The organism is Chitinophaga sp., assembly GCF_036566945.1.
GTDB lineage: Bacteria > Bacteroidota > Bacteroidia > Chitinophagales > Chitinophagaceae > Chitinophaga.
This window is the reverse complement of the sequence record NZ_DATCVJ010000232.1, coordinates 1-10,427: the sequence shown is the minus strand read 5'-3', so window position 1 is coordinate 10,427 and position 10,427 is coordinate 1. Positions and strand designations below refer to the sequence as shown.

General features: G+C 44.6%; 12 protein-coding genes. 6 read left to right on the top strand and 6 right to left on the bottom strand.

The genetic code is table 11. The features are described 5' to 3' along the window. The first annotated feature begins 34 nt into the window (after positions 1-34). From rplM to pyrH, 5 genes are all read left to right on the top strand, one after another. On the top strand, positions 35-478 hold the full coding sequence (gene rplM, locus VIP81_RS06795; protein WP_079471351.1) for a 50S ribosomal protein L13: 444 nt from the start codon (positions 35-37) through the stop codon (positions 476-478). 14 nt (positions 479-492) lie between these two features. Further along, positions 493-882 (top strand): 30S ribosomal protein S9, encoded by a 390-nt coding sequence (gene rpsI, locus VIP81_RS06790; RefSeq protein ID WP_079471350.1) that lies wholly within the window; start codon positions 493-495, stop codon positions 880-882. A gap of 92 nt (positions 883-974) precedes the next feature. Continuing rightward, positions 975-1,979 (top strand): 30S ribosomal protein S2, encoded by a 1,005-nt coding sequence (rpsB, locus tag VIP81_RS06785; protein WP_331957719.1) that lies wholly within the window; start codon positions 975-977, stop codon positions 1,977-1,979. 138 nt (positions 1,980-2,117) lie between these two features. After that, the gene (gene tsf / locus VIP81_RS06780) at positions 2,118-2,942 is read left to right on the top strand and encodes a translation elongation factor Ts (RefSeq protein ID WP_331957717.1); all 825 of its coding nucleotides are present in this window, start codon (positions 2,118-2,120) and stop codon (positions 2,940-2,942) included. A 199-nt stretch (positions 2,943-3,141) separates the two neighbouring features. Then, the gene (gene pyrH, locus VIP81_RS06775) at positions 3,142-3,855 is read left to right on the top strand and encodes a UMP kinase (RefSeq protein WP_133807696.1); all 714 of its coding nucleotides are present in this window, start codon (positions 3,142-3,144) and stop codon (positions 3,853-3,855) included. A 94-nt stretch (positions 3,856-3,949) separates the two neighbouring features. Here pyrH and VIP81_RS06770 read toward each other — a convergent pair whose 3' ends face one another. After that, positions 3,950-5,065, bottom strand: a complete 1,116-nt coding sequence (locus tag VIP81_RS06770; RefSeq protein WP_331957714.1) for a DUF3298 and DUF4163 domain-containing protein — start codon at positions 5,063-5,065, stop codon at positions 3,950-3,952. 86 nt (positions 5,066-5,151) lie between these two features. On the opposite strand from VIP81_RS06770, the gene pdxH reads away from it, so the two are divergent. Further along, positions 5,152-5,799, top strand: a complete 648-nt coding sequence (pdxH, locus tag VIP81_RS06765) for a pyridoxamine 5'-phosphate oxidase (protein ID WP_331957712.1) — start codon at positions 5,152-5,154, stop codon at positions 5,797-5,799. A gap of 114 nt (positions 5,800-5,913) precedes the next feature. On the opposite strand, the gene VIP81_RS06760 is transcribed toward pdxH, so the two are convergent. From VIP81_RS06760 to metH, 5 genes are all read right to left on the bottom strand, one after another. Beyond that, positions 5,914-6,042, bottom strand: coding sequence for a 30S ribosomal protein THX (locus tag VIP81_RS06760; RefSeq protein ID WP_331957710.1), 129 nt, complete (start codon positions 6,040-6,042; stop codon positions 5,914-5,916). 152 nt (positions 6,043-6,194) lie between these two features. Continuing rightward, positions 6,195-6,464 carry an HU family DNA-binding protein gene (locus tag VIP81_RS06755; RefSeq protein WP_029465307.1) on the bottom strand — a complete coding sequence of 90 codons (270 nt, stop codon included), beginning with the start codon at positions 6,462-6,464 and terminating at the stop codon, positions 6,195-6,197. A 316-nt stretch (positions 6,465-6,780) separates the two neighbouring features. After that, the gene (locus tag VIP81_RS06750; protein ID WP_331957709.1) at positions 6,781-7,083 is read right to left on the bottom strand and encodes a DUF4286 family protein; all 303 of its coding nucleotides are present in this window, start codon (positions 7,081-7,083) and stop codon (positions 6,781-6,783) included. A gap of 26 nt (positions 7,084-7,109) precedes the next feature. After that, on the bottom strand, positions 7,110-7,874 hold the full coding sequence (locus VIP81_RS06745) for an exodeoxyribonuclease III (protein ID WP_331957708.1): 765 nt from the start codon (positions 7,872-7,874) through the stop codon (positions 7,110-7,112). Positions 7,875-8,073: 199 nt separating this feature from the next. After that, positions 8,074-10,427: methionine synthase (gene metH / locus VIP81_RS06740; protein WP_331957707.1), on the bottom strand; the 2,354-nt coding region annotated here is incomplete at its 5' end.

Sequence of the window (10,427 nt, the reverse complement as noted above, 5' to 3'; positions counted from 1 at the left end):
TGTTTACAAGACGTAATTTTTATCGTATACAACAATGAATACATTAAGTTTCAGAACTAAATCGGCTAACGACGCTTACGTAAAGCGTGACTGGCATATAGTAGATGCTACCAACCTGACGCTGGGAAGAGTGGCAGCTAAAATGGCGGCTATCTTAAGAGGTAAAAACAAGCCTTACTATACGCCTCATACTGATTGTGGTGATTATATCATCGTAATCAATGCAGAAAAGATTGCTTTAACAGGCAACAAAATGCAGGAGAAAGAATATATGCACTACACTGGCTTCCCAGGTGGTCAGAGAATCGAGTTGGCTAAGGATCTGATCCGCCGCCGTCCTGAGGTGTTGATCGAAAAGGCTGTTAAAGGCATGTTGCCTAAGAACCGTCTGGGCCGTGCGATGTACAAAAAATTATTTGTATATGCTGGTGCTGAACATCCTCATGCTGCGCAGAAACCACAACCTTTAACTTTCTAATTTTTCTCTGATACATGGAAAAGCAAAAAAATACAATAGGTCGTCGTAAGGAAGCTGTTGCCCGTGTTTATATCAACAAGGGTACCGGTAACATTACTGTTAACGACAAAGATTATAAAAACTACTTTTCTTTGATCTACCTGCAAAATCAGGTGGAGCTGCCTTTCAAAACTATCGAGGCTCTCGATAAATTTGACGTGAAAGTGAATGCACAGGGTGGTGGTATCAAAGGTCAGGCAGAAGCAATTAAGCTGGGTATTGCCCGTGCACTTTGCGAAGTGAACATCGAGTTCCGTCCGGCACTGAAAGCTGCTGGTCTGCTGAAACGTGATCCACGTGGAGTTGAACGTAAGAAACCAGGTAAAGCAAAAGCAAGAAGAAGCTTCCAGTTCTCTAAACGCTAATATTTTTGAGCTATTGGCCGTTAGCTACTGGCTAATTCGCCGGAGGCTAAAAGCTAAACATTATTTGATCCTTTTAATTGAGCAATATAAACATGGAAAATAATACCTCATTGCAGCAGCAGTTACTGGAGGCAGGTGTTCACTTCGGTCACCTGAAGAAAAAGTGGAATCCCAAGATGCTGCCTTATATTTTCGCAGAAAAGAAAGGTATTCATATCATTGATCTGAACAAAACCGTAGAAGGATTACAGGAAGCAGCAGCTGCCCTGAAATCTATCGCTAAAAGCGGTAAAAAGATCATGTTCGTTGCTACTAAAAAGCAAGCGAAAGAAATCGTAGCAGATGCTGCGCGTAACATCAACATGCCTTTCGTTACTGAAAGATGGTTAGGTGGTATGCTCACTAACTTCTCTACGATCCGTAAGAGTGTTAAGAAAATGCAGAGCATTGAAAAAATGCTGCAGGACGGTACATTCGACAACATCACTAAGAAAGAACGTCTTACTTTAAGCCGCGATAAAGAGAAAATGGAGAAAGTGCTGGGTGGTATTGCCCAACTGGCACGTGTACCAGCTGCGCTGTTTATGGTTGATATCAGCCACGAACACATTGCACTGGCAGAAGCTAAGCGTCTGGGTATCTCTACCTTCGGTATGGTAGATACTAACTCCGATCCTACTAAAGTAGATTTCGCTATTCCTGCGAATGACGATGCTACTAAATCTATCGCTATCATCACCAGCTACATTTGCGCAGCTATCGCTGAAGGTCTTTCTGAAAGAGCTACAGAGAAATCTGAAGAAGTAGAGGAAGAAGAAGAAGCAGACGACAAAGCACGTAAGTTCGAAGTTGAAGGTGGCGAAGATCGTGAAAGAGGTCGTAAACCAGGTGCACCAGGTGGTGGACGTGGTCAAGGCGGTCCAGGTGGCGCTAACCGTGGTGGTCAAGGCGGCGGTCGTGGTCCAGGTGGCCAGGGCGGCGGTGCTAACCGTGGCGGTGGTGCAGGTGGAAACCGTGGTGGCGGTGCAGCAGGCGGACAACGTCGTCCATCTGGCGCTGGCGGCGGTGGTCCAAGAAAACCAGGCGGCGGAAGATAATTATTAAGCTTTTAGCTATTAGCCTTTAGCTTTTAGTAAATGCAGCGGAGATGTTCTTCACAGCATTTACTAAAAGCTAAAGGCTAATAGCTAAAAGCTGGTCATAAATTTTTACAACAATTAAACTAATTATAGCTCATGGCAACAATTACAGCAGCTGATGTAAATAAACTGCGTCAGCAAACTGGTGCTGGTATGATGGATTGCAGAAAGGCACTGGTAGAAAGTGATGGTGATTTTGAACAAGCAGTAGACTACCTGCGTAAAAAAGGCCAGAAAGTGGCTGCTTTACGTTCCGATCGTGAAACAAAAGAAGGCGTTATCATCGCTAAAACAGCAGCTGATGGTAAATCCGGTGTTATCGTGGGTCTGGGTTGTGAAACTGACTTCGTTGCTAAAAACGAAGACTTCGTAAAATTTGCACAGTCTATCGTTGATCTGGCACTGACCAGCGGTATCAAAACCGTAGAAGAACTGAACGCTGCTCCACTGGACGGCGCTACAGTAGCTGACAAGGTAAACGATCAGGTAGCAAAAATCGGTGAAAAAATCACCCTCAATAAATTCGAATTCGTTGAAGCTGGTAGCGTAACCGCTTACATTCACGGTAACTTCCGTATGGGTGTACTCGTAGCTTTCTCTAAACCTGTTTCTGAAGAAGTAGGTAAAGATATCGCTATGCAGATCGCAGCTATGAACCCAATCGCAGTAGATGCGGATGGCGTTCCTGCTGAACTGATCGCCCGCGAAAAAGAAATCGCTGTTGAACAGGTGAAAGCGGAAGGCAAACCTGCTGAAATGGCGGAGAAAATCGCTGCCGGTAAAGTAAATAAATTCTTCAAAGAAAGCACCCTGCTGCCACAGGCTTTCGTGAAAGACAACAACAAGTCTGTAGCGGATTACCTGAAATCAGTAGATGCTGATCTGAAAGTGGTTGGCTTTAAGCGAATCGCTTTAGGTTAAGAATAACATATTGAAAAAAAGGAGAGAATTCGTTTCTCTCCTTTTTTTTGTGCATAACTAATCATACACTTTAACCCACAGGAAACCGGCAATATGAAAGGCATTTTTTCCTTCATTTCCTCCTTTCTGCATTTAAGTTGTATATTAGAATACCGTAACCAGATTAGGAAATCACAATCTTACAATATTTTATAGCGTCATGTTGCCAAAGTATAAGCGTATTTTGCTCAAATTGAGCGGAGAGGCCCTCATGGGGGATGCAAATTATGGTATTGATCCGAAGGTGATAACACAGTATGCCTACGATATTAAGGCGGTTACCGACCTCGGGGTACAGGTAGCCATCGTAATTGGCGGAGGTAATATCTACCGCGGTATGAATGAAGCCGAAACAGGCATTGAAAGAGCACAAGGCGACTACATGGGAATGCTCGCAACAGTGATCAATGGCATGGCCCTTCAAAGCGGATTGGAAAGAGTTGGGCTTTATACCCGCCTCCAGTCTGCCATCAAAATGGAACAAATCGCAGAACCTTATATCCGCCGCCGCGCTATCCGCCACGTGGAAAAAGGCCGTGTGGTAATATTTGGTGGAGGTACTGGTAACCCGTACTTTACTACCGATACAGCCGCTTCCCTGCGAGCTATTGAAATTCAGGCCGATGTAATCCTTAAAGGAACCCGTGTAGATGGTATCTATACTGCAGATCCTGAAAAAGATAAAACAGCCACCCGCTACGAAACCATTACTTTCTCAGAAGTATACCAGAAATCCCTCAACGTGATGGATATGACAGCATTTACCCTTTGCCAGGAAAATAAGCTGCCTATCATCGTGTTTGATATGAACCGCCAGGGTAACCTCCTGAACGTAATCATGGGTAAAAATGTTGGTACTTTAGTGAAAGGATAAATAAGTTATTAGCAGTTAGCTTTTAGCAAAAATGCAGCGAAGAACATATCATATGTTTTTCGCTGCATTTTCTTTTAATAGCTATTAATCCCAATTATTTAAGCAACCCTTTCAACGCAGTAATCGGTACAAACAGCGTCACCTGCCCCAGGGCGTATGGTCCAATCTCATAAGGTACATAGCTGAAAGCAATCCCTTTGTCTGTTACAATCATATTATTATTAGGCGGAATGCTTTTCACCAGCAGATTCTGATCCAACGCCTCTTCTTCACTCATATGAAATCTTTCTTTGAAAGCCTTGTCCAGTAAAACACTCAGCGGTTCTTTGTAACCCGGCTTGAAAACATCATCCGGTGTAAGCACCTTCCGCTTAGACAAATCCAGTGTTTTATAGGTAGCCCCCCAATTACCGTGTGCACCGCCCGTGAAATCATATGCATATTTCTCTATCACCAGCAGAGGCCAGGTATTGTACACCACCTTCATATCATTATCTGTGGTCCAGTTCCATGACATCGCTGTGGATGCATCCCTGAACTCACTGCTATCCGCATCTTTGGCAGATACCCGGTAGCTCAGGATAAACGAGTCAATCCCTCTTTTAAGATACTGCTGCGGATTTTTATAATGCCCCGCGCCTGTTACCTGCTGAATGATGAAGTTCGCAGTGGTAGCATCTACCAGCGAATCGGGCCATATCACACTGCCGGAAACAGTGCCTATGGGTGATTTCGGAAAAGAAGGGATTAGTTTGGCAGAATCAATCTGGTAGAACACCTGTAATGGCACGGCTTTTTTCAGATCCGTATGAAACTCAAAATGATAGGAAGTGCCATCACCATGCCATACTCCCTTGAACTTTCCGTCGTCAGAGAGGTAGCCGCTGAACAGCCGGTCTTCCGCACTGTTATTGGTTTCTTCATAAATATTGACCAGGTTGGAATCCAGGGTACCCCATAATGCAATGGGCCGGCCGGTGCTGTCATCGCTATAGTAACCACGAAACAGATTGGGCGCGCTTTTCAGCAGTTGCATGGTAATTTCTTTGTCACCTAGTTTGCCTTTGAGCTGTGTATAGAACAGGGGAGTAGACACCAACGGGACAATAACATCTGCTGTAGTGCCGGTAACGCTGCTGTCTTTTTCATTGCGCGTATGGCAGGAGAGTAGCGCAACAGTTAGCAATACCAATAATGAAACTCTTTTCATAGTATGATTTATATCAGATCCATCAAAATTACTATTATCCTTCCATACCTTTGAGGACCCGTTTGAACCAATAAAATTAACAGACCATGTTGAACCAGAAAATAGCTGATTTACGGAAAGATTATATACTGGCCTCCCTGGATGAAAGTGATATAGATCCTTATCCATTAGCACAGTTCGGGAAGTGGTGGGACGATGCCATCCATAGCGAAATAGATGAAGCCAATGCCATGACACTGGCCACCAGTACGCCTGACGGACATCCTTCCGCAAGGATCGTATTGCTGAAAAGTTTTAATGAAGATGGCTTTCTGTTTTTCACTAACTATGAAAGCCGCAAAGGACAGGAGCTGGCGCAGAATCCACATGTTACACTGTTGTTCTTCTGGCGGGAGCTGCAAAGACAGGTGCGTATAGAAGGTACAGTGAGTAAAGCACCGGTAGCTATCAGTAATGAATATTATGACAGCCGTCCCTTAAGCAGCAGAATAAGCGCCATTGTCTCGCCCCAAAGCAAGGTCATTCCGGGCAGATCTTTCCTGGAGGAACAGGTAGATCAGGTAGCCGCAAAATATCAGCAGGAAGCCCCTCAAAGACCTGATTACTGGGGAGGTTATGTGGTGAAGCCTCAGGCGATAGAATTCTGGCAGGGGAGAAGTAGTCGCCTGCACGATCGGATTTTATATTCTTTAACAGCAGATGGTAGCTGGGAAATAGCGCGTTTGGCGCCTTGAGGAAGCATAAAGCTAAAAGCAAAAAGCTATTGAAGCGAATGACCTGACAGATATTACTCGTCGCTTAGGTCATTCGCTTCAATAGCTTTTTGCTTTTAGCTTTTCGCTTTATGCTTACGCCTTTGGGGCTGCTGTAGCGGCAGTCTTGGCTGCAGTATTTTTTCTTGTTTTAGCAGATCTAACTTTACCGAAAGAACCACTGAAGATCTTACCTTTCTTGGTTTTGATATCTCCTCTACCCATAACGAATAATTTGAAGTTTGTTGTTATTTAATATGATGTTATCAGGCTGCAAATTACTGTAATTCGATGAAATAGTGTAGTGCTGGCCGGTTGATATAAAAAAAAAGCAAGAAACATGATTGTTCCTTGCTTGAATAAGTTGTGGTAACTGATTAGAGCTTGTCGGATAAAGCTTTACCAGCCTTGAACTTAGCAACTTTCTTAGCCTTGATCTTGATGATCTGACCGGTTTGTGGGTTTCTACCGTTACGTGCAGCACGTTTAGAAACGGAGAAAGTACCGAAACCAACCAAAGTTACTTTGCCACCTTTTTTCAGGGTATCAGCAACTGCTTTGGTGAAAGAATCCAGAGCTTCGTTAGCTTGGGTTTTGGTAATAGCTGCATCTTTAGCAAGCTTGTCGATTAATTCGGCTTTGTTCATAGTTAGTAAGATTTAACTAGTGAAAAAATGTTTGATGTGAGCAAATATAGCGCGTTTTATCAGATTACCAAATTTTTTACAAATTTTTTATAGAAAATTTTATCGGCTGAAAAACGCTACTGGTAACGGTTACAGCTGATTGACTCCATCCATGCTAAAGTAGTGAGCTTTAGCAGGATCGGGTAAAACCCTGCACCGTGGCATGTTTGCCTGCTTTTTTACTATTAACGCGGCTTTAAACCAAGTATTGTACCAAAGTCCGGATGCCTTGAAAATAGTGGATTTCCTGTGGATAAGTTTAGTCAAGACGCCTTACTTATAGCACCTCCATAACGGTTGTAAAGGCAATAAAACGATCTCCGAAAATAGCGTAAGCACTTTGCCGGAGGCCTTGTTGGTGCCTTTCTGAGAAGATATTATACTGTTCCAGGCTATCCGCAAAATACTGTGTCACATAAGTAGGCCCTTCTGTATCGTCCTGCTCCAGTAACCGGCTCATACGGTAGTCGCTGAACAATCCCGTGGCCATAACGGCCGGAATGTGCGACTCCTTCATCCATTGCAGCCACTGAAACTCCCTGTCTGTGGCCACTTTCGTGGTTACATTATATATGATCATATGAAATCGAACGGGTTCTAAAATGCTTATACGGCCAGCTCCACAAACACCGGACAATGGTCCGAATGCTTTACCTGCTGGTAAATAGTGGCATGTTTAAGTTGTTCTTTCAGGGGCGAAGTCACATTGATATAATCTATACGCCAGCCCTTGTTATTGTTCCTGGCATTGGCCCGGAAGCTCCACCAGCTGTATTGATGCGGATCTGCATTAAAATGACGGAAGCTATCTACAAAGCCACTTTCGAAGAAACGATCCATCCAGGCCCGTTCTTCAGGCAAAAAGCCGGTAGAATTTTTATTGCTCACCGGATCATGAATGTCTATTGGCTTATGACAAATATTGTAATCGCCGCATACAACCAGCTTTGGACGGGTTTTCTTTAACACATCCAGGTATTGAAAAAACTCTTCCAACCACTGGTATTTATAGGTCTGCCTGATATCTCCGGTGGTGCCCGAAGGGAAGTAGGTATTGATCAGGGTAATATCGCCGAAATCCAGCCTTATAAAGCGGCCTTCTGTATCACTCTGTTCATGACCATTACCATACTGTACAAAATCCGGCTTAATGCGCGTCAGCACCGCTACTCCACTATATCCCTTTTTTTGTGCAGGATACCAGTAATGCTCGTAACCCAGTTTCTCAAATTGGGCAAAGTCAATATTTTCCTGGTGAGCTTTGATTTCCTGCAGGCAGATAATATCAGCAGGATCTGATTGTAACCATTCGGTGAATCCCTTAGTCATGGCTGACCTCAGGCCGTTTACATTATAAGATATGATTCGCATTAGTTTTGGGCTTTTAGCGGTTAGCTTATAGCAAAATGCAGTGGATCTGCTTTCATTTTACTATAAGCCAACAACTACTTCATCTAATAGTATTATTTGCTTTTAACCATCCGCTGCGAGCCAACAGCTATGGCTGCGCTACGCTTAATCATCCGCTCTAATCTAACAGCTAAACGCTAATGGCTAAAAGCTATTTCAGCTATATATCGTATTCCAGGTTAGGGCGCAGCCATTGTTCGGCTAACTCTACTGTCCAGCCTTTGCGGGCAGCATAGTCTATCACTTGGTCTTTTTCTATTTTACCTAATCCAAAATATTTGCCTTCCGGATTCGCAAAGTACCAGCCACTCACACTGGAGGCAGGGTACATCGCCAGCGATTCCGTTAGTGTGATACCGGTGTTTTCGGTGGCATTCAACAGGTCAAACAGCTTGTACTTCTCGGTATGGTCAGGACAGGCAGGATAGCCCGGTGCCGGACGTATACCCGCATATTCTTCCTTAATCAGTTGCTCATTGCTGAGATGCTCCTCTGTGGCATATCCCCAGAACTCTTTACGTACGCGTTCGTGCATGAGTTCCGCGAAAGCTTCTGCCAGCCTGTCGGCCAGCGCTTTGAGCATAATGCTGTTATAGTCGTCATGCTCCTCTTTGAATTTGTCGAGCCACTTTTCAATACCTATACCGGTAGTCACCGCAAACCCGCCAATGTAGTCGGTTTTGCCGGTTTCTTCAGGAGCAATGAAATCAGCCAGAGAGAAGTTCGCCTGTCCGGGAGCCTTCTTCACCTGCTGACGCAGGAACTCCAGCTGCACCGGCGCAATGTCTTCCTGCTCAGGCGTTACTTTCACTGAGTCTGCGGCTACGCGGTTGGCAGGGTACAAGCCTATTACTGCGTTGGCGCCTAACCATTTTTCTTTAATCACTTTATCCAGCAATTCTTTTGCATCCTGGAACAAACGCGTGGCTTCCACACCTACCACCTCATCACTGAGGATCTGCGGGAATTTGCCATGCAGTTCCCATGCAATGAAGAACGGCTGCCAGTCAATATATGCGGCAATTTCTGCCAGATCGTAGTTTTCAAACTTCATTACCCCGGTCTTCTTAGGCTTTACAGGTGTAAAGGTATCCCAGTTGATGAGGGTTTTGTTTTGTTGCGCTACGGCTATCGGAAGGAATTGTTTGGTTTGTTTTTTATTCTTGAACGCTTCATTCAGTTTGTGATATTCTGCCTGTATACCCGCCAGGAAGTCTGGTTTCAGCGCTTTGTTCAAAAGACTACCGGTCACTGTTACACTACGGGACGCATCCAGTACGTGTACTACACCATGACCATATTCCTGCGCTATTTTAACAGCGGTATGGGTACGGCTGGTAGTAGCACCACCAATGATCAGCGGAATGTTAAAGTCTTGTCTTTTCAGTTCACGGGCTACGTGTACCATTTCATCCAGACTGGGGGTAATCAGACCACTAAGACCAATGATATCTACTTTTTCCTGGCGGGCGGCCTGCAGAATTTTTTCTGTTGGAACCATTACGCCGAGGTCAATAATTTCATAGCCATTACAAGCCAGTACTACACCTACGATGTTTTTACCGATATCGTGTACATCTCCTTTTACAGTGGCCAGCAGTATTTTACCGGCAGCTTTTATCTCTCCGCCAAATTCTGCCTGCATGCGTAGCTTCTCTTCCTCAATGTAAGGTGTTAGAATGGCCACGGATTTTTTCATCACGCGGGCGCTCTTTACTACCTGTGGTAAAAACATTTTACCACTGCCGAATAAATCACCTACGATGTTCATGCCAGCCATCAGCGGGCCTTCAATTACGTCCAGCGGACGTGGATATTTAAGGCGGGCTTCTTCTGTATCTCCATCTATATAATCAGTAATACCATTTACGAGGGCATGACTTAGCCTTTCTTCCACAGAACCTAACCGCCAGGTCTCATCTTTCTCTATTACCTTTCCTTTGGCCTTAACGGTTTCTGCAAACTGTATCAGTCTTTCGGTGGCATCATCCCGTCTGTTTAGTATGGCATCCTCACATAATTCGCGGAGGGTTGGTTCTATATCATCATATATCTGCAACATCCCGGCATTCACAATCCCCATGTCCATGCCCGCTTTGATAGCATGATACAGGAATACGGAGTGCATGGCTTCCCGCACGGTTTCATTACCCCGGAAGGAGAACGATACGTTGCTCACCCCACCGCTTATTTTAGCCAGTGGCATCAGTTCTTTAATACGGCGGGTAGCATTGATAAACTCTACGGCGTAGTTGTTATGTTCTTCAATACCCGTGGCAATAGCAAATATATTAGGGTCGAAGATGATGTCCTGTGGGGCAAATCCTACGACTTCTGTCAATATCTTATAAGCACGGTGGCTGAAGGAAACCCTTTTTTCTTCCGTATCGGCCTGGCCATGTTCATCAAAAGCCATGACCACTACGGCAGCGCCATAGCTTTTGCAGATATGTGCCTGCTCAATGAATTTGGCTTCTCCTTCTTTTAGGCTGATGGAGTTAACAATACATTTAC